The organism is Terriglobia bacterium (genome assembly GCA_020072565.1).
GTDB lineage: Bacteria > Acidobacteriota > UBA6911 > UBA6911 > UBA6911 > JAFNAG01.
Map to the genome: position 1 here is coordinate 1 of JAIQGI010000085.1, position 26,445 is coordinate 26,445.

17 protein-coding genes are annotated in these 26,445 nt (G+C 59.6%); 10 read left to right on the top strand and 7 right to left on the bottom strand.

The annotated features are described in order from the left end of the window. The 5 genes from LAP85_27775 to LAP85_27795 all read left to right on the top strand — a co-directional run. Nucleotides 1–217, top strand: a 217-nt coding sequence (locus tag LAP85_27775; protein MBZ5500212.1) for a hypothetical protein, incomplete at its 5' end; no start/stop codon positions are given. Between the two features lie 1,021 nt (nucleotides 218–1,238). Next, nucleotides 1,239–3,212: an Ig-like domain-containing protein gene (locus LAP85_27780; GenBank protein ID MBZ5500213.1), complete on the top strand. Its 1,974-nt coding sequence runs from the start codon at nucleotides 1,239–1,241 to the stop codon at nucleotides 3,210–3,212. 865 nt (nucleotides 3,213–4,077) lie between these two features. Next, nucleotides 4,078–4,374, top strand: coding sequence for a PadR family transcriptional regulator (locus LAP85_27785; GenBank protein ID MBZ5500214.1), 297 nt, complete (start codon nucleotides 4,078–4,080; stop codon nucleotides 4,372–4,374). Further along, complete coding sequence (locus LAP85_27790) at nucleotides 4,371–7,067, top strand: ABC transporter permease (GenBank protein MBZ5500215.1); 2,697 nt, start codon at nucleotides 4,371–4,373, stop codon at nucleotides 7,065–7,067. Before LAP85_27785 ends, LAP85_27790 begins: the two co-directional genes overlap by 4 nt. 281 nt (nucleotides 7,068–7,348) lie before the next feature. Beyond that, the gene (locus tag LAP85_27795) at nucleotides 7,349–7,720 is read left to right on the top strand and encodes a YbjQ family protein (protein ID MBZ5500216.1); all 372 of its coding nucleotides are present in this window, start codon (nucleotides 7,349–7,351) and stop codon (nucleotides 7,718–7,720) included. 671 nt (nucleotides 7,721–8,391) lie between these two features. Here LAP85_27795 and LAP85_27800 read toward each other — a convergent pair. Further along, nucleotides 8,392–9,066: a CPBP family intramembrane metalloprotease gene (locus LAP85_27800; GenBank protein MBZ5500217.1), complete on the bottom strand. Its 675-nt coding sequence runs from the start codon at nucleotides 9,064–9,066 to the stop codon at nucleotides 8,392–8,394. Between the two features lie 256 nt (nucleotides 9,067–9,322). Between LAP85_27800 and LAP85_27805 the strand changes: the two genes are divergently transcribed. Beyond that, on the top strand, nucleotides 9,323–10,591 hold the full coding sequence (locus LAP85_27805; protein MBZ5500218.1) for a radical SAM protein: 1,269 nt from the start codon (nucleotides 9,323–9,325) through the stop codon (nucleotides 10,589–10,591). 328 nt (nucleotides 10,592–10,919) lie between these two features. Here LAP85_27805 and LAP85_27810 read toward each other — a convergent pair whose 3' ends face one another. The 3 genes from LAP85_27810 to LAP85_27820 form a co-directional block, all read right to left on the bottom strand. After that, the gene (locus tag LAP85_27810) at nucleotides 10,920–11,744 is read right to left on the bottom strand and encodes a DUF169 domain-containing protein (protein ID MBZ5500219.1); all 825 of its coding nucleotides are present in this window, start codon (nucleotides 11,742–11,744) and stop codon (nucleotides 10,920–10,922) included. A gap of 67 nt (nucleotides 11,745–11,811) precedes the next feature. After that, on the bottom strand, nucleotides 11,812–12,279 hold the full coding sequence (locus LAP85_27815; protein ID MBZ5500220.1) for a hypothetical protein: 468 nt from the start codon (nucleotides 12,277–12,279) through the stop codon (nucleotides 11,812–11,814). A gap of 87 nt (nucleotides 12,280–12,366) precedes the next feature. Further along, nucleotides 12,367–12,651: a hypothetical protein gene (locus LAP85_27820; protein MBZ5500221.1), complete on the bottom strand. Its 285-nt coding sequence runs from the start codon at nucleotides 12,649–12,651 to the stop codon at nucleotides 12,367–12,369. Nucleotides 12,652–12,926: 275 nt separating this feature from the next. On the opposite strand from LAP85_27820, the gene LAP85_27825 reads away from it, so the two are divergent. The 4 genes from LAP85_27825 to LAP85_27840 all read left to right on the top strand — a co-directional run bounded on the left by LAP85_27825 (nucleotide 12,927) and on the right by LAP85_27840 (nucleotide 22,726). Beyond that, nucleotides 12,927–17,315: an acyl-CoA dehydratase activase-related protein gene (locus LAP85_27825; GenBank protein MBZ5500222.1), complete on the top strand. Its 4,389-nt coding sequence runs from the start codon at nucleotides 12,927–12,929 to the stop codon at nucleotides 17,313–17,315. 513 nt (nucleotides 17,316–17,828) lie between these two features. Continuing rightward, entirely contained in the window at nucleotides 17,829–20,048 is a 2,220-nt protein-coding gene (locus LAP85_27830) for a patatin-like phospholipase family protein (GenBank protein MBZ5500223.1), read from the top strand. 282 nt (nucleotides 20,049–20,330) lie between these two features. After that, nucleotides 20,331–21,665 (top strand): CapA family protein, encoded by a 1,335-nt coding sequence (locus tag LAP85_27835; protein MBZ5500224.1) that lies wholly within the window; start codon nucleotides 20,331–20,333, stop codon nucleotides 21,663–21,665. A 350-nt stretch (nucleotides 21,666–22,015) separates the two neighbouring features. Then, a complete protein-coding gene (locus tag LAP85_27840; GenBank protein MBZ5500225.1) occupies nucleotides 22,016–22,726 on the top strand; it encodes a DUF2461 domain-containing protein in 711 nt (236 codons plus the stop codon). Between the two features lie 179 nt (nucleotides 22,727–22,905). On the opposite strand, the gene LAP85_27845 is transcribed toward LAP85_27840, so the two are convergent. Genes LAP85_27845 through LAP85_27855 form a run of 3 tightly spaced genes read right to left on the bottom strand, consistent with a single transcriptional unit; the run spans nucleotide 22,906 to nucleotide 25,866 of the window. Continuing rightward, complete coding sequence (locus tag LAP85_27845) at nucleotides 22,906–23,361, bottom strand: FtsX-like permease family protein (protein MBZ5500226.1); 456 nt, start codon at nucleotides 23,359–23,361, stop codon at nucleotides 22,906–22,908. Next, a complete protein-coding gene (locus LAP85_27850; protein ID MBZ5500227.1) occupies nucleotides 23,324–25,522 on the bottom strand; it encodes an ABC transporter permease in 2,199 nt (732 codons plus the stop codon). The genes LAP85_27845 and LAP85_27850 overlap by 38 nt, the downstream gene beginning before the upstream one ends. 2 nt (nucleotides 25,523–25,524) lie before the next feature. Beyond that, the gene (locus tag LAP85_27855) at nucleotides 25,525–25,866 is read right to left on the bottom strand and encodes a PadR family transcriptional regulator (protein ID MBZ5500228.1); all 342 of its coding nucleotides are present in this window, start codon (nucleotides 25,864–25,866) and stop codon (nucleotides 25,525–25,527) included. Nucleotides 25,867–26,445: the final 579 nt, after the last annotated feature.

The following is a 26,445-nucleotide window of genomic DNA, read 5'->3' on the forward strand; positions in this document are numbered from 1 at the left end:
AAAGCAGCGAGACTTTCCCACATTTCCCACAGGCCCTACTGGTCTTTCTTTTTCTGATGTCAAGACAAAAACACCCGGTAGCGAAAGCACCTTAAGAAGATCGATTTTCTGTCTAGACAATGGGGTACACCTTAGCTCGACTTACTCTGCTTCTATCTTAACAACGATTGATTTGAAACTCTGTGGCATTTTAGGGACAGGGGTGAATGGCGCTTAATTAAGGGAATAGGGTGCGACCCTGGCGGGCCCAGCCATTCCGGCGAACCATTGGTTGCCACAAGCTCCGAAGCCGTTGGTGGCCGCAATCCCTGGAAGGGCGGCCGCAGTTTTCAGCCCAGGGCGCAATCCCTGGAAGGGCGGCCATAGTTTTCAGCCCAGGGCGCAAGCCCTGGGATAGGACGCAAATGATGGATGAGCCCTGTAAGGGCGATGCAGGAACTCCTGCAATGCCCCGATTACAAGGACCTTGCATCGCCCTTACAGGGCTCTCCTTGTTAATGGCTCCCCATTCCCAGGGCTCACGCCCTGGGCTGCGGACTGCGGACGCCCCTTTCGGGGCTTATGCCCTTGCTCCTGGTATGCTCAAGACGATTCCAATCACCCTTATTTACGCGCCATTCAGGACAGGCACCATAGCCTCGAAACTCCAGGGAAATCAATTTCCGCCAGTCTCGAATAATTTCGAGGTTATGGCGCCTGTCACCTGAATAAGGAATTCGGTATTCCGCGTGATCGATTGGGCGTAAAATCAGCGACTAGCCGAGGCTGGCGCGAATTTCGGACCGGAAATTGACAGATGGCCCCCATATCTGATGCAGCACGTGACACATTCCGGGAGAGCCGAGCATCGAAGCAGTCAGCTCATTTCATCCACCCGTTCGCTGACTTTCATCATCGACACCTCGGCACCAGCGTATGGGAGCGACACGGGCCCGGAAATTCCCGCAACCACGCATCAGCTGACCTTGACCGCCACGTCATGCAGCTTCGGTCGCAATTTAGTATTAACGATGACTATCAAGTGATACCGGGGGGGAAGCCTTATGAAAACAGGCTCCACCAGGAGATGGTCCGCAAAAGAAGAGGGCAAAGCCCGAAGAGTCCGAATTCTGTAAGCTAAAAAAATCACGAAATCCTGAAACAGGAAAGCGGATCAACTTCAAATTCGGCAACAAGATCGGCAATGCCCGCAGACACGAGCACAGGATTCGTTCTCGACATAATGGGGTGGCTGAGTCATGAAAAGCATGCACGCACTCGTTGTTCTGGTAAGTGTGATATTCCTCCCGGCAACCGCCGGTACACCCTCAGTTTTTTGCCAGACAAAGCCCACCGTGGTGGCCACTAATCCACCGAACGGCGCGACCGGCGTAAGTCCCGACATCACATCCATTACTATAACCTTCAGCAAGGCGATGAACACAAGTAGTTGGGGCGGCGGTGTCGGACTGTCGAACTGGCTCGCTCCGGAAGGCAATGCCGGCACGTGGTCCGCAGACCAAAAAACACTCACGTACATCAGACGTGGCGTGTCTCCGCAGCCAATGAATCCCAGCACCAACGTGATCGTTTACCTGAACTCCAATCCGAGTTTATTACAGTATGGCCTGAAGGATACGGAAGGCAATCTGCTCGATCCGTACGTCTTTTCATTCACAATCTATTCTCAGGCAGCATTGGAAGAGATTCGCGCCGATCCCCAAAAGGGATTTTCGTGGCCGTACTACCTAAGGACACCAAACTCGGTCAAGCAGCCGGCCATCCTTCTGGTCGAGCCCAACAACACTGGAACGGTCAACGATGATCCTGCCGTGCACAATCTGGCGGCCAAGAATGAGGCGCTCGCCTGGGCGATGCGAATGGATGAGCTCGGATGTCCCTATCTGATCCCGACCTTTCCCCGCCCTGCATCGCATGCAGAGGTCTATACCCAGGCCTTGGACAGAAACACCCTGGTGACGAAGCTACCCGACCTCGAACGCATCGATCTCCAACTGCTCGCGATGATCGATGACGCGCGCTCGCGGTTAGCCGCAAAAGGGATTAACGTAGATTCGAAGGTGTTCATGATGGGATTTTCCGCGTCCGGCCAATTCACCAGCCGCTTCGTCCTGCTGCACCCGGATCGGATCCAAGCCGCGTCGATCGGATCTCCCGGATTTGGTCCGACCGTCCCGGTGGCACAATGGAAGGGGATCACCCTTCCGTACCAGGTCGGGGTCGCCGACGTCGAACAACTCACCGGCCAGAAGTTCGACGTTGCGGCTTTCCGGCAGGTCCCGCTTCAAATATACGTCGGCGACATGGACACGAATATCGTCCCCTGGTACTTGCCGGAGAGCGATTCCACTGTGGTGATTATTGAAGCGGCGTTCGGAGGTGATGGCGCCGAAAATTTCTGGCGTTGGGCAAATTTCGAGGCCGCCTATGCCTCGGTTCAATCCTCCAGCCAGTTCGTCGTTTTTCCCGGGATGATGCACGTATGGGCAGACTGGTCATTTGTGAAGGACTTCTTCGAGAGAAACCGGGCAACGCCACCGCCGCCTCCCCTCCCCAGACCCTATCTGTATGCGCTCTATTTCCCGCATTCAGCGTGCGGAGACGGATGGCAGACTGAAATCGCCATCACAAACACGGGAGAAGGGGCAAGCGCAAACGGCGAGCTGAGCGGCTTCAACGCCAACGGGGGCCAGCCTCTGGAAAAAGTCACGCTCTCGATCCCTCCGGCCGGGCGCAAAGAGATCAACATCTGCGGTTTCTTTGCGCAGGCCCCGAAGATCGACTACCTGTCGTTTGTCAGTGATACCGGATTCGTTGCCGGCTATACCCGGTTTTGGCAGCCGGGCCTGCGGGCCTCTCTGGGGGCGACGACGGGCAGCAGGAACGGGTGGTTCTTGAAGGTGGAACAGGAAGGCTGGACTGGGATCGCTTTCGTCAATGTGGAAACCACGGTCGCCACCATCACGGCGAGCGCCGTCGACGAAAACGGGAAGGTAGTCGGATCCGAAACTTTTACTTTGGCTCCCGGGAAAAAGTATGTCGCGATGGTGACTCAGCTCTTCCGTGCCGACATAACCCAAGCCAGATATTTCAAGTTCGGAGCCGACCGGAATCTGGTCGGTTTCACCATCAGCAGCTCGGCCGACGGTATGATGCTCGATGGGCTCCCTTCCATGCCGCAGTTTTCACGCTATCTCGGACGGCAGAAATGACTCGACAAAATCTCAGGGACAGGCGCGAATGGCGCTTAATTAAAAAAACAGGGTGCGACCCTGGCGGGCTCACCCATTCCGGCGAACTATTGGTTGCCACAAGCTCCGAAGCCGTTGGCGGCCGCAAGCTCTGGAAGGGCGGCCGTAGTTTTCAGCCCAGGGCGCAAGCCCTGGGATAAGACGCAAATGATGGATGAGCCCTGTAAGGGCGATGCAGGAACGCCTGCAATGCCCCGATTACAAGGACCTTGCATCGCCCTTACAGGGCTCTCTTTGTTAATGGCCATCCATTCCCAGGGCTCACGCCCTGGGCTGCGGACTGCGGACGCCCCTTTCGGGGCTTAAGCCATTGCTCCTGGTACGCTCAAGACGATTCCAATCACCCTTATTTAAGCGCCATTCGGGACAGGCGCCATAACCTCGAAATTATATGAGATAGGCCGTGCAGATAACGGATAGCGTCCCGCATTTCTGATCCGCCCGTCGGGATAAATCCACAACCGATCGCCGGTTACTCCTCGTACGGTTCACATCGTCATCTCGCATTTCTGATCCGCCCGTCGGGATAAATCCATAACCGATCGCCGGTTACTCCTCGTACGGTTCACATCGCCAAAATGAATCCTGCTGTTTCGTGTCGCGCCGCCAATCATAACAATTCGTGCGGCCTGGCCGGTGGTTCCAAGCAGCGGCAGTAACCACTGCTCAGGGCGACGATCCGCAGGACTTTCGTTGACAGAAAACCATTTTAAGGCTAATCTGATCTAGGCATAGACAAAAATAGTCTGTATCATGCCAATGTCCGAAGGAGTGGCCATCCGTGAGAAATCGCGAGCATCGAGATCTGTTCCCCGGCGCGCTCGAGATGATGATCCTGCGCATGCTGAAACGGCAGCCTTTACACGGTTATGCCCTCGTCCAACACATCAAACAAACTTCCAACGAGCTGCTTCAGATCGAGGAAGGGTCGCTCTATCCGGCGCTCCAGCGCCTTCTCAAGGAAGACTTGGTGAAAGCCGAATGGGGCGTATCCTCCACGAACCGCCGCGTCCGGACCTACCGGCTTACGCCCGCAGGCGCCAGGCACCTGGAGCACGAGGTGTCGAAGTTTGAACGAATGCTCGAAGGGATTACACGCGTATTAGCCCGGGGTGAATCATGAGTCGGTTGAAGCAGCTGTTGGGGCGCCGCCGCATCTATAACGATCTTGCCGACGAAATTCGGTCGCACCTGGATGAGAGAATTGAGGAGCTGGTCGCGGACGGCATGCCCAGGAAAGAAGCCGGTGCTGCTGCGCGCCGGGAGTTCGGGAATGTCACATTGATCGAGGAGCGCGGCCGGGAGGTCTGGCAGTGGCCGTCGATCGAAAGTTTCTTCGCTGACGTACGCTTCGCCATCCGCCTTCTGAGGAAAACTCCGGCCATCACCGCAGTCGCGCTGCTGTCCCTTGCGCTCGGCATCGGCGCCAATACCGCCGTCTTCAGCTTGATGAATGCCGTGATGCTGCGCATGCTTCCCGTCCGGAATCCCGAGGAGTTGGTTCAGCTCCAATTCCAGTCTCCACTCAGCCCCAACCCGCGGGTCAGCTACACCAATCCCATCTTTGAACAGTTGCGGGAGCGGCAGGATGTGTTCTCCGGTCTCATCGCCTGGTCTCCGCAGAGATTCGACCTTACGGATGGCGGCGTAGCCGACTATGTTCGCGGGATGTACGCCGGCGGTGGTTATTTTCAGACGCTTGGAGTTCAGCCTGCATCGGGACGCCTCTTCACTCCCTCGGATGATCGCCGGGGTTGCAGCGGCGCGGCTGTGCTCGGCTACGACTTCTGGCAGCAGCATTTCGCCGGATCGGAAGGTGCGATCGGAAGCATGCTTCGGCTCAATAGCCACGAGTTTCCGGTGATCGGCGTGGCGCAGGCGGGATTTTTCGGCACCGATATCGGCAGCAGATTTGACGTCGCGCTGCCGGTATGCTCGGAAGCCATCATGCGGGGGAAAAACTCTCTTCTCGACGAACGCGCAGGCTGGTGGCTGCTGGTAATGGGCCGGCTCAAGCCGCGAATGAACATTGACCAGGCCGCCGCACGGCTGAACGTTCTCGCGCCCCGGGTTTTCGAAGCCTCCGTCCCGTTACAATGGTCGGTCAAATCTCAGCAGGCATTTCTCAAGTACACATTTGTCACGGTCCCGGCTGCCACGGGTCCCTCCACATTTTCCAGATTTCGCACCCAGTATGAGCGGCCGCTCGAGATCCTGATGTTCCTGGTCGGGTTGGTGCTGCTCATTGCCTGCGCCAATATTGCCAGCCTGATGCTGGCCCGCTCGGCCGCGCGCCAGAAGGAGATTGCGGTGCGCTTGTCGCTCGGTGCGTCGCGAGGCAGGATGATTCGTCAGATGCTTACCGAAAGCGTTGTGCTATCGGGCGCGGGCGCCATCCTCGGAATTCTCTTTGCACGCTGGGGCAGTTTCCTTTTGGTACACATGGTCTCGACGGCTCAGAACAGGATCTTCCTCAATCTCTCGCCGGACGGCCGCGTACTGGGTTTCACGATTGGGGTTGTCATCCTCACTGGGCTGCTGTTCGGCGCCATGCCTGCGTTCAGCGCCACGCGTGTTTCGATCGCATCGGCAACCAGGGAAGGTCAGGGGCACGACAAGGCTCTGCGTTCGCGGTTCCGTTCCACCCGTTGGGTGATTGGCGTCCAGGTGGCTCTCTCGCTCGTTCTGCTGGTCGGAACGGGGCTGTTCGCAGGCACCTTCAGGAATCTGCTTGCGCTCGACCCCGGTTTTGACCGCAATAATGTCCTGATCACAACCATGAATGTTCATAATGCCGGCATTCAGGCCGGGGCGCGCGCTGCCTTTTACCAACAAGTCCTTGACAGGCTGAAATCGCTGCCCGGTGTTGTTTCCGCAAGCCAGAGCTTTTTTGCGCCGATCTCGGGGGCCGAATGGAACCAGAATATCCAGATTGACGGGCACCAGCCGCCCGCGGGCCAGGAGCCTCTCGTTCATCTCAACTCGATTGCTCCGGGATACTTTGCGACGGTACGCAGTCCCCTGCTTGCCGGCCGCGACATCGACAGCCGTGATGTCGCCACTACGCCCCACGTCGCAGTCGTAAACGAGACGATGGCACACAGCTTCTTCCCTGGCGTCAGTTGCATCGGCGAATACTTCCGGATTTCAGGGGGCGGTCCTGCTTCTTCGCAGCCGTTGCAGATTGTGGGCATTGTGAAGGATGCCAAGTACCATTCGCTGCGAGAGGATTTTCTTCCTTTCGCCTATATCCCGCTCGCCCAGATGGGCTCGGTGTCCGAGGATGCCTCTTATGAGATTCGCACCGTGTCCCATGAGGTTTCTTTGATTCCGGCGGTGCGCGTGGCAATTGCGGAGCTGAATAAGGCTGCTTCGCTGCAGTTCACCACCCTCGCGCAGCAAGTGGACGATACTCTTACGCAGGAGCGTCTTCTCGCCGTGCTCTCCGGTTTCTTTGGCGGGCTCGCACTGTTGCTGACCGCGATCGGGCTTTATGGAGTCATGGCATACGCCGTGACGCGGCGCACGCATGAGATCGGCATCCGCATGGCGCTTGGCGCCCGCCGAGGCTCGGTTCTCCGGCTCGTGATGCTGGAGGTTGCCGCCCTCCTGGGTGCCGGCGTCGCCGCAGGTTTTCTGGGGGCGTATTGGATCTCGCGCTTCGTACAGCAACTGCTCTTCGGGGTCAACGGCCATGATGCCTGGACGCTGGCGCTCGCGGTCGCTGCGCTCGTCACCGCAGCCGCTGCGGCCGGTTACTTTCCGGCACGCCGCGCGATGCGGGTCAATCCGTTGTCCGCACTGCGCTGCGAGTAAATCCAGAGGAGCCCCTGCTTGCGTATCTTGCTCGACAGCTAGTTCCCCAGTGGAATAATCCCCGATGATTTCCACCCCAAGTGCTGCTATCTTGCTTCTGCCTGGGGAAAGCGATCTACTATCATTTGATCGCGCTGGCGGTGCACAGCACTTTGGGCGGCCTGGCTCTGGCCGCAGGCCAATGACAGGAGGGGACTATGCGGTGCAGCAGATGCGGGAGGGAATACCCGTCCCAATACTATTTCAAGGCAGCTTCCATATGCAGGGAATGCTGGGAGAAAATGACGCCGGCGCAACAAGCGGAAGTTCACCGGTCCACGCACCATCTCATGACATCCACTACATTTGACATCGTGGGCCACACGATCGTCAGAAATCTTGGCGTCGTTCGAGGAATCACGGTGCGTTCGCGGTCCATCTTTGGGACGATCGGGGGATCGCTGCAGACGCTGATGGGCGGCAACATCACCCTGTTCACCGAGCTCTGCGAAAAGACGCGGGAAGAAGCCTTTGAAATGATGATCCGCCATGCGGCTGATGCCGGCGCAACGGCCGTCGTGGGCGTGAGGTACGACGCGACCGAGGTGCTCCAGGGCGTGACCGAAGTCCTCTGTTACGGGACCGCTGTAGTCACCGAGCCCGCCAAGATCTAATTCGGGGACAGGGCTAGAATGGCGCTTAAATAAGGGTGATTGGAATTGTCTTGAGCATACCAGGAGCAAGGGCTTAAGCCCCGAAAGGGGCGTCCGCAGTCCGCAGCCCAGGGCGTGAGCCCTTAAGCGCCAAGATAGGAATGATTTTGCCAATAAACGTGGACTTGGACCTAAACCTGGACGTAGACGTGGACCTTTTGAGCGGAGACAAACTCTTGCACGCCCAGCCTTTATCAGGCTACGGGTCGCTTCTTATCGCTTGCGGCGCAGGTTAAGTTAGCGCTTAAGGGCGTGAGCCCTGGGAATGGGGAGCCGTTAACAAAGAGAGCCCTGTAAGGGCGATGCAAGGTCCTTGTAATCGGGGCATTGCAGGCGTTTCTGCATCGCCCTTACAGGGCTCATCCATCATTTGCGTCTTATCCCAGGGCTTGCGCCCTGGGCTGAAAACTACGGCCGCCCTTCCAGGGCTTGAATAGGGGACGCCACCCTATTTCGCCTGCCGTGCAGGTGAGATCTGGAGAGTTCAATCGCGAAATAGGGTAGCGCCTTGGCTGGCCAATCATCTGCCTGAGCGCCGAGCCTCTACCGAAAACAAAGGGATTACAAAATCACAACCCCCGTCACCGCGAAAGTTGGGCTGGTGGTTGATTTTATTCCAAAAATCGATGGTGTCACCGATTAAAGTAGCCGGCGCCGACTCTGAGGCCGTGAAGCCATTGGGGCGGCAGAGTTGCAGCCAGGACCGTTGTCATGACGCAATGCGACAAAGCCAATACAAACAGGTTCGGAGTTCGTTGATATACCGATGCCCAGATGATCCCACCGACGAACGTGGCGACCACCAAGGCAAGATTGGGAGCATGCAGGCCAGCAAAGACGAGGGCTACAGCAAGAGCACTGGCCGAACCTTTTCCCAAAATTACCTGCATCCTGCGATTTACGACGGCCTGGAGCGCGTACTGCTGCTGAAGCCCCCAAAGAAAGAGTGGTGCCGCACGCCGCAGGAAACGCTGGGGATCGAGTGCTATGGCAATGTTTATGCTGCCGGCAGCCCAACCGGTCATGAGGAGCATACAGAAGGCAATCAGCATCGGCGTAACCAGAAGGCGCAAAGCGCGCAGGAAATTGTCCAAGCGAAAACCTAGTTCTGACGGCCTCTCGCTGCGCTGCCAATGGGAAATAAATCCGCCGATCAATACCAGGGCGACTGGAATTGAACGTACTCGGAAATCCTTCATCAGGCGCGGGGGAATGACCCATTCACCGGCGAGGACGCAGGCCAGTACATATCCAATCTCGCACCATGCAACAATCGCCGGCTTATCGTGCCGAACTGCCGTTCCCATGCTCGCTCCGGGCCATGCCGATGCAGCGATCAGCCCCATAGTCTAGCGCATCCTGCATCCCGTAGAGCAAATGGCAGGCAGGCAACCTTCCCTTTCCGATAATCCGGGATTGCACTCCAGGGAAGTTCTCCATCGTATCTCAGTGCCTGCACAGGTTTCACACGCCATCCGAAACCGGAGCCGATTTTACTCCGTCTCTGCTGTGAGAAAGGTCGTAAACTGGGAGCCAGTCCGATGTGAGAGGTTGACAATATCCGTGAGAGTACTGCTCATCTCAGCGAATACCGAAACGATCAACATGCCGGTCATTCCCTCAGGTCTGGCTTGTGTGGCGGCAGCAACTTCAGCTGCGGGCCATTCAGTGGAGCTGGTGGATCTGCGTCCGGCACCGGAACCGCACCGGACAGTCCGGGAAGCTCTCGAAGCCTTTCGTCCCGATGTCATCGGTGTTTCAGTGAGAAACATCGACGATCAAAACATGGCAAATCCCAGGTTCCTCCTGGGCCCGGTCAAGGAAGTCATCACCGTTTGCCGCGACCTCTCTTCTGCCCCGATTGTCCTCGGAGGAGCCGGTTACAGCATCTTCCCCCAGAGCGCTCTCGCTCACCTGCACGCCAACATGGGCATCCAGGGCGAGGGAGAGGCCGTCTTCCCCTTGCTTCTGAGTCGGCTGGAACAAGCTGCGGACCTTGCAGGTATTCCCGCCCTGGATCTCCCTGGGCAGCCGGCACAGCTTGGGAGAGCGCGAAGGCATCTCGATTTGTTTCCGCTGCCCGATGTGCACTGGTGGCAGGCGGAAGCTGCGCAGAAAGAGCTCTGGCTGCCGCTCCAGACGAGGCGCGGCTGCCCGCTCGATTGCAGCTACTGCTCGACACCAGCCATCGAGGGACGCACCCTGCGGAAGCGAGCGGCACTGAAGGTCGCCGAGGCGGTGGCCCGATATGCCGGCGCAGGATTCAGGCGGTTCTATTTTGCCGACAATACCTTTAACCTGCCTCCGTCATACGCCATGTCTCTCTGTCGTGAGCTTGCCTCCCGGCGGTTGGGGATATCATGGCGCTGCATCATTTATCCGCTCCTGCCGGACGCAGAACTGGTGAGTGTGATGGCCCAAGCGGGGTGCACCGAGGTCAGCCTGGGATTCGAGAGCGGCAGCGCGCGAATGTTGCACAACATCCACAAGAGGTTCTCACCCTCAGATGTGCGCCGGACGTGCGCGTGGTTCGCCGATCACGGCATTCGCCGCACGGGCTTTCTCCTGCTCGGCGGGCCGGGTGAGACAATGGAGTCGGTCGAAGAGAGCCTGGCTTTTGCCGATTCGCTGGCGCTCGAGGTGCTGAAAGTCACCGTCGGCGTGCGCATCTATCCAGGAACGCCACTCGCCAAGACTGCAATACATGAGGGGATGATCTTGCCGGAAGAGGATCTGCTTTTCCCCCGCTTCTACCTTGCTCCCGGACTCGACAGGCGTTTGTTCCAAACGGTCGCCGACTGGAAGGCGACGCGGCCGCACTGGATATCATGACAATGGCGGGCGTCAGCGTTGTTGTCAATTTCATGACTGCACCGAGGATTCCTATGGTATTACGCGCTTTGATGATGACCGCAGTCAGCCTTTTCGCTCTCACGAACGCAATCAGTGTGATGGCTCAGTCAACGCCCGATGAACACACCCGGGTCTCCGGATTGTTCTCAGGATTGATCGGGGACGGCGGAAGGCGACCCGGGTTCGACATCTCTGCCGGACACCGCTTGAATCGGTTTGCCGGGTTCGAGTTCGATGCGGGCTTCACAAGCAGATTAAGTTTGGGTGAAGAAACCCGAAATTTGATCATCCTCGCGGGGGGGGCACCCTAGGCCTGGCGCCCCCGCAGAGCGCGCCAGGTCTCGCGCTGGAGAAAACTTCCCTCGACGTTGCGCTCCATTTCCTGAAAGAGCCGCCATGGTGCGGTAAACGACAGGACGTGTTCCCCAAGGGAGGCACGGACGTTCCTGCGCGCCGAGATGTCGGTCATGCCGACCAGGCCACGCGGATGGTCGCCCTCGAGCTCACGATAGCTACAAATACCCGCCACCTGGCATGCCGCAGCCCAGGGAATGATGACATTATCCGCACCCGGCCTGGCATAATTGGCCAGAATTACCAGAGCCGACAGACGGTCGGGATCGACGAAGAAAGTCACGTTCTTGACATTTTCGCGCTCGGGATCGGTTTGAGCGAGCGGCTTGACGACGACGAATTCGGCCGGGATCTCGCGCATCGGCAGAGCCTCGAGGAACCGGCGCGTGCATTCGGGATCCTTGATGTAGCGCTCGCCCTTGAGGAAATCATCCGCCATGCGCCCCCAACCTGCGGCCTTCATTTGCCCGCCGATGGCGCTCCCCTGCTCCGAGCCCTCGTTGCCGTCCGACAGGAATCGGCAGAAACAATCCACGCCGCCGGGGAAATTCAAGTACTGGTTGCCGAATCCCAGGCCGACGCCTCCGCCCCAGCAGCCGTAAGTCTGTCGGTCAAAGGCGCCGGTGCGCCCATGAGTTGCGGCAGCCGCAAAGAGGCTGACGACGCACCCCCACCGCTGCGGCTTGAACCGGGTTGCGCCTTCGGGTGCTTTGTCCGCCCATAACAACGCGACCGGCTGTGTCTCCAACTCGATCGCCTCTGCAATAGTGCTCCTCATGATCAGGCCCCTCTCCTTCGGCTCGGACCTCTGTGTTATCGTGGCCGGCGATGCAGCCCCGAATGCCTTAGCCGGTCTTTGCGGCCGCTTCCTTCATCATTTTTCGTCGTGCGGCCAGGCGCTCCTCCATATACTTCAGGCGATCGCGTCCGGTCTTGGTGTTTTTGACAACTTTTTCGATGTTTGCCAGCATATATGGACTCTTCAGTCTTTCGCGCAGCTCCTTCAGGAAGGGATGAATCTTCGCAAAAATCAGAAACATCTCGTTGCTGAAGGCGGGCTCCAGGAATAGCGCTTCATTCAGCGTCCCGTGCACCACCAGCGACGCAGCCAAATCCCAATATCCGCCCACCTGACGGAGCCAGGTGTTTTCCCGCGTGCCCATGGCCATCGCGATCTTCATGAAATCTTCGGCGCTCTCGGGCCAGAAATCGGCAGCCCACCAATTGCGCGCTTTGCGGATTTCGGCCTCGCGCCGAAGGTCGTACAGTTTCAAAATCAATTCGGCATCGGCAACACCCGCTTTTTTCGGCATTTAAACCTCCAGAGTGATTGGTTGCAGGCAGGATAGCACGCCCCGCGCTGCTCCCCAAGCCTGGGCTCTCCTCCCAACTGCCACGGCTTAGAAAATTGCCGCCAATATTATGTAGAGCTGTGACTTCCAGGGCTGCGGGCGGATCGGGTGAAACAAATAGTCGGTGACATTGATGAGACGCTTCTTCCCGAGTTTTGCCAGGATCGCCTGGATCGCGATGCGTTTGGATTGGCTCGCTCGCAAGAAATCGATCAGCCTTTGCCGGGATGGTGATTCATCCATATCGAAGGAGGGTTCTGTCAGCAATCTGTAAAGGGTTTCCTCACCGGGGGTGGAACAGGTATTGTTGAGCCGTAGGAACACATCGTGCATTTTGCTTTATACGAGAAGCAGAGTGCCGCGCCGGCGCCCGATTCTACGGGCATCCATTACTGTCGTCGATCTGCAGAATTCTGCGATTTCTGCAATATTCGGCCTAAAAAAGCGCTTGATTGAATGTCGGACAAATCCGCGCCTGATCGGGAGCGGAATGCGGCGGAGTGACTGGTTGAATCGGCTGTCGTCGGGTGCCGGCTTGCGGGACGCGCCGGACCCACGCCGGCCAAACCTGTCCAGTTTCTGGGGCTCTTGCAGTTAATTGGGTTATAATGCGCGCAAATTGCTCATCGGGTCGGGTGGCGGACGTGATTGATTGCACGGCAAGAAACGACGATCTTTGCTGTCCGGCGCCGGAAGACTCCGATGCGCATGCCGTATCAGCCTCGCCTGAGCGCTTCGTCGGCGTCGACATCGGCGCGGAGACCATCAAGGCCGTAGAACTGGTGCGCGAGGATGGATTGCTGCGCACGGTCAGGCGTGTGATCGAAGAGCACGCAAAGGATCCCGGGCCGGCTCTTTTGCGCATCTTCAGGGATTGGGACTGGAGCCAGGTGCAAGGCGCGGCAGTCTGCGGGCGGCTCAGCCGCCATGTGAATCTCCCCCGCGTGCCCACCAAGCAAGCCATGACCTACGGCTATCGTTTCCTCTTCGGCGACCAGCCGGGGACTATCGTCTCCCTCGGCAACCACGGCTTTTGCGTCCTGGAGCTGCGGGCCAGCGGAATGCAAGTGCTCAGGGAGAACAGCCGCTGTGCCCAGGGCACGGGCAATTTTCTCAGGCAGCTTGTAGAGCGATTCGCGCTCTCGATCGAGGAGGCTTCCGAGCTCTGCGCCGATGTGGATAACCCGGCCCCGCTCTCGGGCCGTTGCCCCGTCATCCTGAAAACCGACATGACGCACCTGGCCAACAAGGGCGAAGAGAGGGCCAGGATCCTGGCGGGATTGTTCGATGCGGTCTGCCAGAACGTCTTTACACTGATCAAGCCGGGGATTGCTCCACCGGATGTCGCTCTGATCGGTGGGGTGAGCCGGTCACGGCGCGTCCAGAGGGTTTTCGCGGAGTTTCTCGACAAGAACGGCATGACCTTGCGGCCGCTTTCGCTGGACGACGCGCTTTTCCTCGAGGCCATAGGAGCGGCTGTCGCGGCCTCGACCGCTGGACGGGGCGTTGCGGATCTCGATCAACTCCTTGCCGCTCCGGCCGGGGCGCACCTGGAAAAACTGCCCGCCCTGTCGGAGTCCTTGCACATGGTCAGGAGGCGGGAGCCATTCCCCATGGCACTCCGCAACGGCAAACCGCTGGATCTGATCCTCGGCTTCGACATCGGTTCCACCGGATCCAAACTGGTCGCGCTGGATGTCGCGAGCTCGGAGACCGCCTGGGAAGGCTACCAAAGGACGAGCGGCGATCCGGTCGGCGCCGCCCAGGCGCTGCTGGGCCGCTTCCTTGACGAGCATGGGAACGAAGACAGGATCGTGGGCCTCGGCGTTACCGGAAGCGGGCGCGAGATCGTCGGCTCCCTCCTGCTTTCATGCTATGGCGAAAGCTGCGTCTTCATCCTGAATGAGATCGCGGCCCATGCGCAGGGTGCCATGCACTACGATGCGCGGGTGGATACGATCTTTGAGATCGGCGGGCAGGATGCCAAATACATCCGCCTGGAAGAGGGCCGGATCATCGACAGCGCCATGAACGAGGCGTGCAGCGCCGGAACGGGTTCATTCATCGAGGAGCAGGGGCAGCGTTTCGCGGGTTACCGTGATGTCATCCAGCTCGGCCAGGAAGCGGTCGCGGCCGGCCACGGGGTTTCGCTGGGGCAACACTGCTCCGTGTTCATGGCGGAGATCATCGATGAAGCGGTTGCCGCCGGTGTCGATCAGAAGTCCATCATCGCCGGCCTCTACGACTCGATCGTCCAGAACTACCTTCATCGGGTGAAGGGCAATCGTTCGATTGGAAAGGTCATCTTCTGCCAGGGAATGCCTTTTTCATCCGATGCACTGGCAGCCGCCGTGGCCAGGCAGACCGGCAGCGAGGTGATCGTGCCCCCGAATCCCGGCACGGTCGGAGCCCTGGGAATCGCTCTGCTCGCGCAGCGGGCGCTGCGCTGGCGCGAAAATGCGCCCTCGCAGCCGACCCGTTTCCTGGAAGCGTGCATTGAAGAGAAGGAAACCTTCGTTTGCAAATCGACACGGGGGTGCGGCGGCGCAGGGAACCTGTGCAAGATCGATGCCATCCGCACCGTTGTGGCCGGGAAACAACAGCGCTTCTCGTGGGGTGGCGCCTGCTCTCTCTACGACAAGGCGACCAGGAAGAAAAAACTCCCCGACCTGTCTCCGGATCCATTTCGGGAGCGCGAGGATCTGGCGCGTGAGTTGATAAGGCGCTTCCTTGAGCGGCGAGGCTTCCGGACCGTCGCCATCACGGATGAGTTCATACTCAAGGGGCTGCTGCCCTTCTTTGTCGCTTTCCTGTACGAGCTGGGGCTGGATCCCCTGTTGACCACGGAGGCCGACCAGGCCACGCTCAAGCGCGGCATCCGTGAGGCGAACATCCCCTTCTGCGCGCCGATGCAGCTCTATCACGGCATCGCCGGCAGGATGTCCGAAGAGTCCGGCGATTTTGTCTTCCTGCCGATGTTGCGCGGCATTCCGCGCGACAACGGCGAGAGAGACGCCGTCACCTGCCCGATCGTCCAGGGCAGCAGCGACATTCTGCTGTGGAATCTCAAATACAAGTGCGCCGGCAAAATATTGACCCCGGTGATCGACGTGGGCCACAACAACCTGCGCTCCGCGGAATTCCTCGAGAGCTGCGAGCGCCTCGCCGGAGAGTTGGGCGCCGGAGACCATGCGTGGCCCAGGGCGCACGAGGCCGCCCTGGCCGTCCAGCAACAGTTCGATGAAGGCTGTATGGAGATCGGCGCCAGGGCCCTGCGTTTCTGCTCTGAACGCCGTTTGCCCGCCATCGTGGTCTTGGGACGCCCTTACACGATCTACAACACGGTGCTGAATTCCAACGTGCCGGCGGTTCTGCGCGAGCAGGGGATGCTGGCCATCCCGCTGGACTGCTATCCCGTCAGCAAGGACGTGCCTACTTTCGACGGTATGTATTGGGGCTTCGGCCAAAGGATTCTCCGGGCCGCCCACCAGGTCCGGCGTTCCCCGGGAATCTATGCAGTTTACTGCAGCAACTACTCGTGCGGACCCGACAGCTTCAATCTGCACTTCTGCAGCTACATCATGGAAGGGAAGCCTTTCGCTGTAATCGAGACCGACGGGCACTCCGGCGACGCCGGCACCAAGACCAGGATTGAAGCCTTTCTCTATTGCGTCGCCGAGGATCTCAAGCATCGGGGCGGAGAGAAGCCTGCCAACGACTTCCTCCAGCTCCAGCTCAAGCCGATGGGCCTGATGGAGGTTCGTCCGGACGAAACCCTCCTGGTCGCGGGCCTGGGTGCGGGGTCGGCGGTGGCCGCAGCCGCATTTCGCGGCCTGGGGCTGCGCGCCGAACTCCTGCCCGAGCCGGGTGCCGGAATGCTGAAGCTTGGACGCCGTTACACCTCCGGCAAAGAATGCGTCCCAATGTGCCTGATTCTGGGCAGCCTGCTCGGACGCCTTGAAAGGGAGAAAAACACCCGGAACCGATTTGTGATATTGATGCCGGGCGCCCGTGGTCCGTGCCGGTTCGGCGTGTACAACCTGCTGAACCAGGTCACGCTGGAGCGGCTCGGCTGGCAGGATCGCATCCGCATCTATGCTCCCGAAGATTCCGACTACTTCGAAAGAACGCCACCGGGTTTCCCGGGCTTGTTCCTGAGCGCGATCGTCGCTTCCGATCTGCTCCTGGCGGCTCTTCACGAGACCCGCCCAGCCGAGATCCGGCCCGGCGCCGCCGCCGCTGTCTACGAACGTTATATGCGTGAACTGGAGGCGCTGGTGGAGAGAGAGACCGCCAAGGGCCCGTCCATGGCGGACGTGATCTGGCAGGTGACCTCGGGGCGGCTTTTCGGGGTGGCGCGCCTGATGCGTAGTGCCACGGCGGAGTTCGCCCGGAATCGAGGGAATGCGGACCTGCCCGTGGTTGCAGTGGTGGGCGAGATCTATGTGCGTCTCAACCCCTTTGCCAATGATTCCATCATCGAGAAGCTGGAGAAGAACGGCATCCGCGCCCGCCTGGCGCCGCTCGGCGAGTGGCTCGAATATGCCGATTACATGGGAAAGCTGACGAGAAGCCGGCAAGGGTGGTCGGAGCAGCTCCGGAGCGCCTTGCAGCGCCGCATCATGGCGGTGGCAGCCGGGATTTTCGCGGACCGGATGGGCGGCCACTTTCACACCCCGGTGCCTGAGTCGCTTGCCGCGGCCGGCCCTTACATACGCAAGGACCTCCTTGGTGAAGCGGCCATCACCCTTGGTTACGCTCTGTCCGAATGGCGCAAGAACCGGGTCGACGGGATCGTCAATCTCGGGCCGCTGGAGTGCATGCCCACGAAAATCGCCGAGGCTCAGTTCTTCCACGTCGCGGAGCAGGACAAAGCGCTGGTGCTCACGCTGCCCGTCAACGGGGATCCGCTGGACCCGCAGCTGATCGAGAACTTCTCGTTCGAGGTCCGTTCCCGCCACCAGCGCCGCCGCGCCGAAGTGCGGGATCATCAGTGATGGTGCCGGCCCTTTGGGCCTCCATCATTCGCTGCGCTAAACCCCGCGCGCGAGCGCGGGGCTACTCACTGCCGGCGCTTGGCGCCTGATTTGGAGAATGCTGCCGATCCTGGAGATCTTGTAGAAAAGGCCCGAACGGCCGGCAGTGCATAGCGTCATACTACCCCTGGAACACGGGGCAGTTGCTTGTTTCAGTAACAGCCTGCAGAACAAAGAGTTCCGCGTGCTGTCACTAGGGAGGCCCCGACGGTCAGGCCGGGACAGGAAGGGCTCAATATTGAGCGCCGAAAGTGCGGCACATTTACCGATTTGCGTCTAAGGTGCAGATCGGGACGCCGCACCTCAAAGCTGCGCGCTGCCTCTGGAGCAATCGAATGACGCAGGCGTGGTTTCATCGATGACAAAACGTCGGGTCGCGTCTGCCAGCCGCGATCCACTTTGGGACGTGAAATCAATTCATGCTCAGGAGCATGAACCGATAGGGATTCAGCACGCAGGCAACGGGAGATATCCATGCTGACCGTCTCGAAACGAAGGGCATTGAGGATTTTTCAGACGCTGATGCTCATGCAGTTCTTCTCCGCTGTTACGCTGCCGGCCCAGGGCGTGACGCAACCACGCAAGCGCATAGGCCTGGCCCTCAGCGGCGGTGGGGCTCGAGGCGCCGCCCACATCGGGGTCCTCAAGGTGCTGGAGCGCGAAGGGATAAAGATCGATTGCATCGCCGGCACCAGCTTCGGCTCGATCGTCGGAGGACTCTTCGCGGCCGGCTACTCTGCCGATGAGATCGAGACATTTATTACGGCGAACTGGCAAGATATCTTCAGCAATCAGCCGGAGAGGGCCAGAGCGCCATTATTGCAGGGCCAGAACCTGCGCCAGCTTGCCCACTTGAACCTGCAGGGGCTCAATCCCAGCCTGCCGCTGGGATTCCTGGGAGGGCAGAAGCTGACCGAGTTGCTCAACCAATACACGCTCGAGTCCATGCTGGCCGCCGGCTATGATTTCGATCGGCTGCCGATACCGTTTCGAGCGGTGGCCACGGATCTGCTGACGGGAGCGCCTTACATCTTCAAGCGCGGCAGTTTGAGCGAGGCGATCCGCGCCTCGATCTCCCAACCCGTCATATTCACGCCGGTGAACAAAGATGGCATGCTGCTGGTGGATGGAGGCCTGGCCGACAACCTGCCTGCGGATATACCTGCGGAAATGGGCGCCGACATCGTGATCGCGGTGGATGTCACCTCGCCGAGTCTGGAGGTCGAGGAGGTTCGCAATGCGTTCAACGTGATCGATCAATCCCTCGGGCTGCTCACCCAGCAGACCGTAAGGCCACACGACAAGTATGCCCAGTTGGTGGTGCGTCCCGATCTGAACGGCTATTTCCACACCAGCTACGCGCGCATGCCCGAGATCATCCAGCGCGGCGTTTCCGCCGCCGAAGCCAACATTGACAAGATCCGCGCACTGGTCGGCCCGGAGAATCTGAACGTGGTCGAAAGGAGACGTCCCGCCGTCGTCAATACGATCATTGACTCGATCACCTTCGAGACCACCTCCCGCTCCCGGCTCCAGAAGATCCCGACATCCTATTTCCTCCGGCAGATCGCGAGCAGGCCCGGCGACAAGATCGTACCCGAAAAACTCAGCATCGACATCGCGCGCCTTTATGCCACGGGAATGTTCGAAAAGGTCGATTATGAATGTCAGCTCGTTGGGGAAAACCGCTACAGCCTCATTTATCACCTGACGGAGTCGAGCCCGAACAGTCTCGGCGTCAGCCTGCGCTACGACCGAGAATACAGGCTTCAGGCGCTGACGGAGTTCAGCGCGCGCGACCTCTTTGGCACTACTTCCTACGGCACCTTCTCGGGCCGGTTCGGGGAAACCGGATACGAGACCGTCTCACTGCGGCTGATATATCCGAAGCTGCCCTTTCTCTTCCTTGAGCCACAAGGGCAGATCTTGACGCGAGAGCGTTTCGAGCGAAGCGTCCAGCAAGGTACCGCGCCATACGTGGACAAACGCGGCGGGGCACAACTCATGCTTGGCATGAGGCGGCTCGGACGCTTTGAGGCCTCGGTAGGATACCGATTTGAGATGGAGAGGTTCGTGCCCAAAGATGTGAGTCATCCGAATGTCCCAAGGTACAACCTCAGCGGGCTGCGGATGCACGTCCGCCGGGATACGCTCGACGCGCAGGAGTTTCCACGTTCCGGGATGAACCTGGAATTCCAGGTCGACAGCCGCTCCCCGAAGTTCGGCGCGGACGTGAGCTACAATGTGGTTCAGGCTGATTTCCAGCAGCATTTCTCACCGACCGGCAAGACGACGATCACGCTTCGCCTGGCGGGATTGAAATCGGGCGGCGCGCTTCCCCCCTTTGAGAGAGCCTACCTGGGTGGATACGGATTTTCCGACAGCGGTTCGTACCGGCTCGTTGGTTTTGAGCGCGACGAACTGGTTGTTCCAAAGATGGCGATTGCCGGAGTGGGATATCGTTACCAGCTCTTCGCCCAACCCTTGAGCTTCATGAGCCGTGGGTACCTGTCCGTGGAATACAACCTGGCTGGAATCGGCAAGCAGCCCGGAATCACCATTTATGCCGGGACAGTCCACGGCGGCGCCGTCGGTTTGGTGTTCGACACGATGCTCGGCCCCGTGCGCCTGGCCGCAGGCATCGGTCAGGCAGGGAAGCTGAGACTCTACCTCTCTTTGGGCCCGTCCTTCTAAGTGGGTCGCGGCTGCCAGACGCCACCCCACAAGGTTCGACGCCAGCAATCCGTTGCTTGCGTCATGCTCAATAAACATGAAAATGGAACGAAGTACTTCAGAGAGATAATATGAACCTGGAATCGTCCGGCGTGCATGAGTCTCGAATGCTGCAACGGTTCGACAGGTGAGATCGCTGCAGGCTGGAGGCGTACGCCCCCCGATTCATTTGGGCTTGCTTCTCTTGCAGGCCGGCCTTTCGAGAAGACCGAGCACTTACGGAAATGACGAGGAGGAGTGCCAATGAAGATCGCGGGAACGCTTTTCATATGCCTTTTGTTGGCTCTGTCTCTGTTTGCGCAATCGGGGGGCACGGTTGCGACCTTCGCCCTCACGGGAGACTCGCTGATCACTCAGAAGATCTCGGTATTCGATGAACGGGAGTTTACCAGGCTGATCGACGCCATCCGCAAAGCCGATGTGGCCTTCACCAACCTCGAAATGCTCTTCCATGACTACGAGCCGTTTCCTTCCACGGAGAGCGGCGGCACCTACATGCGCGCAGATCCCGCGATTCTAAAGGACATAATCTGGGCTGGATTCGACATGGTCGGGATGGCCAACAATCACACGGTGGACTATGGGGTCGAGGGACTGCGCATCAATCTCCGCCATGTGAAGGAATCAGGCCTGGTTCACGCCGGAGTGGGTGAAGATCTGGTGCGAGCGCGGGCACCCGGTTATCTGGACTCCCGCATCGGCCGCGTCGCCCTGATTTCCTGTGCTTCAACCTTCCCGTCGTTCGGCATGGCGGGACCGGCTCGGCCACCCGTGCGGGGGCGCCCCGGTCTCAACCCATTGCGCTTCACGACGACCTACCGGCTCGACACGGAAGGAATGATGTCGCTGCGCGCGGTGATGAGCGAGATGGGAGGGCGCAGGGGCGGGCAGGGAAACACGATCAACTTCCTGGGCAACCGATTCGAGCTGGCGGACCAGCCTGGCGTCATCACCGCTCCCAACGAACAGGACCTCAGTGAGATTACTGCCGCAATCAAGGCGGCCAAGAAACAGGCGGATTGGGTCGTGATTTCGGTCCATTGCCACGAATCGATCCCGGGCGAGCGGGAGAAGCCGCCTCAATTCCTGGAAGTCTTCGCCCACGCGGCCATCGAGGCTGGCGCCGACATGTTTGCCGGGAGCGGTCCGCACGTTCTCCGAGGCATCGAAATTTACAAAGGCAAGCCCATCTTCTACAGCCTGGCCAATTTCATTTTTGAAAACGAAACGCTCGATTTCTTCCCCGCAGAGAACTACCTGCCACTGGGCCTGGGGCCGGATGCCACCCCGGCCGATTTCAACGACCGGCGCTATCGAAACGACACCACGGGATTTCCCGCTGACGAAAAGATCTGGCAGTCGGTGGTGGCGTTCCCGTCATTTCGCGCCGGCATAGTCGAGAAGATCGAGCTGTGGCCAATCGTGCTGGGGCAGAAGAAACCCCGCTCGCAGCGCGGCAGGCCGGTATTGGCGGAGGGACCGGCCGCCCTGCAGATTCTGCAGCATCTGTCGGATCTTTCCGCCCCATACGGGACCAAAATCGCCATTCGCAACGACCGCGGCACTATCCTGCCGTGAGGTATTTGGAAATTCGGGACTGACGACGTCAACTACTTGAGCGATATCGAGAAACTGAAGGTCAGGCGCCGCTCAGAAGGCTTTAGAGCGAAAATCTGAGGCACATTTTTCGGTCTTAGATTTGATCCGGCCGATTCTCGGCATCCCAAAATCCTTGTGTATCGAGGATCCGTGAGACTTCCCAATGGTCCGTGTCTCTCCTTGATTCAGTCGCTGCGAACCATACGCTGCGGTATGGAGAGGATCGAGTCACGGGACCCTATGCCGACTCCTGACTCCTTTGCTCACGGAAGTATTTGTTTCACAGCTTCCAATGCTGGAAAATGCCATCCGCCTGGAGACAATTACTTATGGAGAGAAGATTCCCTGGCTTTCCACAGGAAACGTTGAGGTTCTTGCGCCAGTTGTCCCGCAATAACAACCGCGAGTGGTTTCAGGCTCACAGGGAGCTCTATGAAGAGAAGGTAAAGGCACCGATGATCGGCCTGGTGCTGGCCTTGGGAGGGGCCCTGCAAGTCTTTGCTCCCGAACTGGTCGCTGATCCGAGGCGCGCCATCTTCCGCATATACCGCGATACACGATTCACCCAGGACAAGAGCCCATATAAGACCCAAATAGCGGCTGTATTCGTGCCTCGAGGAATTCCGAAGCATCGCGGCGCTGCTCTCTATTTCCACATTTCTCCTGAGGAGGTACTGATCGCCGGCGGGATCTATATGCCGGCCCCGGTGGATTTGAGAGCTATCCGACGGCACATCGCCGTGCACTCGGACGAGATCAGAAAGATCATCAGCAACCGTGAATTCAAGAAGATCTTCGGCAGGCTTGAAGGGGAACAACTGACGCGGGCGCCACGGGAGTTTCCGCCGGATCATCCGGCCATTGACTTGCTGCGCTACAAGCAGTACCTGGTTTCAATCACGCATCCGCCGCAGTTTGCCGAAGACCCAAGGCTCTTTTCCCGGATCCTCACGTCATTTACGGCGATGATGCCGTTGGTCCGTTTCCTGAACATCCCGCTCAAAGCAGACACTGCCTCCCTTTCCCCCGACAGCAGATGAACACGGACGAACGCCGCAAGAGGCCCATGTTCCTGGCTGCTGTGGATCACGCTGATCCTGCGGGGATGCGTGTGTGTCAGCACTACCCCAAGGCTGGAGGAGGGGCCTCTGACCTCCTTCTTCTGATGCACTTGCAACGCAGGCTCCGCTCCAGACGGCAGGCCGGAGCAAGCGTCCTTTCACTCCTCTCTAAGCACGCGTGCGAGATCTACACGGGCAGCGCGCCGGGCAGGCCGGAGGCTGACGGCGAGCGCGAGCGTGAGAATCACTGCGGCGACAACTCCGATGGTTGCCGGATCCAGCGGTTGGACGCGGAACAGGAAGGCGCGAATGAGAGACGCCCCCAGCCAGGCTAGCAGCAGGCCGGCCGACAGGCCGAATCCGACCAGCCACGCGGTTTCCGTGAGGACGAGCAGGGCAAGGTGCCGCCCGCATGCGCCGAGCGCGGCACGAATCCCCATCTCCCGCTGTCGCTGTATTGCCATTGACTCCGCTAGCACGTAGATGCCGAGGACGGTGAGGATCACTGCGATTGTGCCGAGGGCGCCCAGCACGAACACGCCAAACTGCTGTGGACGCATCTGCTGCCCCAGCCGCTCATCGATCGTGAGCATCGGCCGTGGCGCTACCGCCATGGCTGGCTCCGGCGGGATTCTGAGCCATCGGCAGATACATCACAAGCGGGTTGAGCGTTTCCACGTCTGTGATTACATCCGGCACGGCGCCTATGACCTGAAACACGCGGTTTGGCTGGCCCTTCCGGCTGCTTGGTTCGGTGATCCGCCGGCCTATGGGATCGCCCCCTGTTGCCAGCATGCTTGCGAACGATTCGCTTACAATCGTGACGGGAGGGGCGTGCTGGGCATCATCGCTCGAGAAGTCGCGGCCCTGGATCACGCGCATTCCCATCGTCGAGAAATAATGCTCGTCCACGCCGTAGAATGTCACGGTCGTCGGGAATTGGCGAGCGACGCCATCGATCGTCAGTTTCCCGTACGAGGTCATGCCTCCTTGATATGCTGCCATCGACAGGGCGCTAATTGCGGGATTGCCGCCCAGCCGGCCCTGAAGATCGTCGAAAAATGACGCCGCTCGCGCGGTGTTATATCCGTAAGGGGCGAGCGATACGCTGCCCGTGACAATGCGGCGGGTTTCGAAGCCGGGATTCAGCCTCAGCGCCTCGATCAGGCTGCGCGCAAACAGCCCCGCGCCCGTCAGCAAGACGAGGGTGACCGCAACCTGCGCCGTTACAAGTACGGCGCGCGTGCGTCGGCGAGTGAGCCTGGGCGTTGCGCCGGCTCGCGATCGTAGCACGTCCGCGACATTGGCCGAGAAGCCGAAGAGGCCGGCCACAAGCGCGATGACCATCGAAGCCGCGACCGCGCCGCATGCTGCGCCCGTCAGCACCCGCGCATCGATCGACAGCTCGAGGAAATCGATGTCGATGCCGCCCGGGAGTTGAAATGTCCGCAAACCATCGAACAGCCACTGCGTGACCGGAAGCGCCAGGGCCGCACCCGCCAACGACAGCAGAGCTCCTTCGATCGCAATGCCGCGCGCGAAGCGCGCGCGGTTGGCGCCGAGCGCGAGGCGCATCGCGAACTCGTCGCTGCGCGCCTCCGTCCGGATGAGCAGGAGCATCCCGACGCTCAGGCAGCCGATGAGCAACAGCAACCCGACTGTGGTGCCCAGGAGTTGCGTGAACTGTGCCATGCCCGCGCGCGCTGCTTCAGGAATCGCTGCCGTGTTGACATCCGTCAGGATCCATGCAAACCACGCCGGCTTTCGGGGGTTGCCTGCGAACCTCTGCGAGTCGAGCCGCGCTGCGGTCTGCGCCGCAGTCACCCCGGTTCGCAGCCGGCCAACGATTCTCACCCACGCTGTAGGCGATGACGCGGGTGGTGTGGGGTCGGCGAAAAAGTTGATGCCCGGCTCTCCGACATCGCCGGCTGTGTTCAGAGGCATGTAGACATCCGGCGCCTGAGCCAGATTCAGACCGCGGAATCCCCGCGGCGCCACGCCGATCACCGTCGCCTGCTTTCTGGCGATGGTAATAGTGCGTCCCACCACGTTTGGATTGCCGTAGAGCGCACGATGCCAGAAGCGGTCGGAAACGATGGCCACCAGGGGGGCGCCCCGCCGATCCTCATTCGATGCGAAGTTCCGGCCGAGCGGGATGTGGATGCCAAGCGTGTCAAAGTAGTCGTGGCTGGCGAAGTAGACGATACCGGGTTGTGGCAGGCCGTCCGTCGCGACCAGCAGCGACCACGATCCGCCGGCCGCAAGCCCGTCGAAGGCGCCGGTCTGGCGGAGCGCAGAGTATTCCGGATAAATAAAATTAGTACTCAGAGGGCGCGCACCGCCGCCACGTTGAGGAGGATTCGTCATGCCGACAACGACGAGACGTTCGGGCGCCTGAACCGGCAACGGATGCAGCAGGACCGCATAAAGCAATGACCATGTCGCCGCCGCGGCGCCGATGCCGAGCGCGAGCGACAGAATGGCGACCAATGTCAGACCGGGCTGTCGCCGCGACATGCGCCACGCGTAGCGTACGTCGGCGCAGAACGTGTCGAGCCAGGCGATGATCCAGGCATCTCTCGAGGACTCGCCGGCAAGCGTCGTATTTCCGAGTTGGCGGCGGGCGCCGGCGGCGGCGTCCTCGGGGGCGAGACCCTGCCGGGCCTTGTCCGCCTCGATCATCGCGCGGTGGAAGTCCATCTCCTCGGCCAGCTCGCGGTCGAAGCGATCGCGCTGGAAGAGAAAGCGCAGCTTGTTGCGGAGGCGTATCCACATGGTTAACTCTCCTCCATTACGAGGGCGACCGCCCCGGTCAAACGCGCAAATCCTTCGGCTTCCTCAGCCAGGCGCTTGCGGCCGGCCGGCGTGATCCGGTAGATGCGCGCGCGGCGCTTGAGTTCCGACTCTCCCCAATCAGCGCGGACCCAGTCGTTGACTAGCAGCCGCTGCAGCGCCGGATACAGCGAGCTCTCCCCGACCCGCAACACATCGCCGGAGATGCGCTCCAGGTGCCGCGCGATCGCATAGCCGTGTGCCGGTCCCCGCGTCAGCGTCTTGAGGATGAGCATTTCGAGCGTGCCGGGCAGCAGCTCGGAGCTGAGAAACGTTCGGTTACGCATAGTTTATTGATACCTCGTTTATAGATGCCTCATCGTAAACCGGCTTCGAATGAGTGTCAAGCGATCCGCATTGGAGATCTGCTGCAGGGAGGGGGCTTATACTGCGCTCATCGCACACGAGGCCGACAAGGCAGCAAGTTTGCCGATCAATTCATTGGAGCGAGGACATTGAACCTGTTGGAAAATGGAACCGCGCCAGGAAGAACACGAAGCGGCAGAGCCGCAACCAAGATGGCCTTTGAGGCTCTTGAGTCTTGGAGGTGATTTGACCTCTAAGGCGCGAAGTCCTCAAAGACGCTCCAAGATCTTTGCCGAAATGGCAAGGACTCGAGGAAACCAATCTGAAGCGGCGGAACTGCCGAGAAAATGAGCCCTGAGAGGCGCCAGCCAATTGCCCCGGCCATGAGAAGCTGTCCAACGGTTGCAATTCAGGTCGCGATGAGGCCCGAAGACATCTGAGGTAGTCTGTCAAGTATTTTTGATTTCATGATTCTCTATGCGGCCTTGTCAATAAAGTCCAAAACCTCGGACCCTTTATTTCGAAGCGATTGGATATGAATCTCTTCGTTGTACATGACA

Bases quoted from the DNA above. Each gene is read 5' to 3' on its own strand.
- LAP85_27780 (MBZ5500213.1), top strand. From the start codon at position 1,239: ATGAAAAGCATGCACGCACTCGTTGTTCTGGTAAGTGTGATATTCCTC.
- LAP85_27785 (MBZ5500214.1), top strand. From the start codon at position 4,078: ATGATGATCCTGCGCATGCTGAAACGGCAGCCTTTACACGGTTATGCC.
- LAP85_27790 (MBZ5500215.1), top strand. From the start codon at position 4,371: ATGAGTCGGTTGAAGCAGCTGTTGGGGCGCCGCCGCATCTATAACGAT.
- LAP85_27795 (MBZ5500216.1), top strand. From the start codon at position 7,349: ATGACGCCGGCGCAACAAGCGGAAGTTCACCGGTCCACGCACCATCTC.
- LAP85_27800 (MBZ5500217.1), bottom strand. From the start codon at position 9,066: ATGGGAACGGCAGTTCGGCACGATAAGCCGGCGATTGTTGCATGGTGC.
- LAP85_27810 (MBZ5500219.1), bottom strand. From the start codon at position 11,744: ATGAGGAGCACTATTGCAGAGGCGATCGAGTTGGAGACACAGCCGGTC.
- LAP85_27815 (MBZ5500220.1), bottom strand. From the start codon at position 12,279: ATGCCGAAAAAAGCGGGTGTTGCCGATGCCGAATTGATTTTGAAACTG.
- LAP85_27820 (MBZ5500221.1), bottom strand. From the start codon at position 12,651: ATGCACGATGTGTTCCTACGGCTCAACAATACCTGTTCCACCCCCGGT.
- LAP85_27825 (MBZ5500222.1), top strand. From the start codon at position 12,927: ATGCGCGCAAATTGCTCATCGGGTCGGGTGGCGGACGTGATTGATTGC.
- LAP85_27830 (MBZ5500223.1), top strand. From the start codon at position 17,829: ATGCTGACCGTCTCGAAACGAAGGGCATTGAGGATTTTTCAGACGCTG.
- LAP85_27835 (MBZ5500224.1), top strand. From the start codon at position 20,331: ATGAAGATCGCGGGAACGCTTTTCATATGCCTTTTGTTGGCTCTGTCT.
- LAP85_27840 (MBZ5500225.1), top strand. From the start codon at position 22,016: ATGGAGAGAAGATTCCCTGGCTTTCCACAGGAAACGTTGAGGTTCTTG.
- LAP85_27845 (MBZ5500226.1), bottom strand. From the start codon at position 23,361: ATGGCGGTAGCGCCACGGCCGATGCTCACGATCGATGAGCGGCTGGGG.
- LAP85_27850 (MBZ5500227.1), bottom strand. From the start codon at position 25,522: ATGTGGATACGCCTCCGCAACAAGCTGCGCTTTCTCTTCCAGCGCGAT.
- LAP85_27855 (MBZ5500228.1), bottom strand. From the start codon at position 25,866: ATGCGTAACCGAACGTTTCTCAGCTCCGAGCTGCTGCCCGGCACGCTC.